This window comes from Paenibacillus taichungensis (genome assembly GCF_013359905.1).
GTDB classification, from domain to species: domain Bacteria; phylum Bacillota; class Bacilli; order Paenibacillales; family Paenibacillaceae; genus Paenibacillus; species Paenibacillus taichungensis.
The window spans coordinates 1-338 of record NZ_JABMCC010000080.1; the positions used below are offsets into that span (position 1 = coordinate 1).

Annotated in this window: 1 rRNA gene; it reads left to right on the forward strand. The window is 50.6% G+C overall.

Annotation, left to right across the window (positions count from 1 at the left end):
* Positions 1-8: 8 nt before the first annotated feature.
* Positions 9-338, forward strand: a 23S ribosomal RNA gene (locus HP548_RS01120); the annotation flags it as partial.

Consider the following 338-nt stretch of genomic DNA (forward strand, 5'->3'; position numbering starts at 1 on the left):
GAGCAATTGGTTAAGCTACTAAGAGCACACGGAGGATGCCTAGGCGCTAGGAGCCGATGAAGGACGTGGCGAACAACGAAACTGCCTCGGGGAGCTGTAAGCAAGCTTTGATCCGGGGGTGTCCGAATGGGGAAACCCAGCTGGGGTAATTTCCAGTTACTCATAACTGAATACATAGGTTATGTAGAGGCATACCAGGGGAACTGAAACATCTAAGTACCTTGAGGAAGAGAAAACAATAGTGATTCCGTCAGTAGCGGCGAGCGAACGCGGAGAAGCCCAAACCAGAGAGCTTGCTCTTTGGGGTTGTGGGACATCTCACATGGAGTTACAAAGGA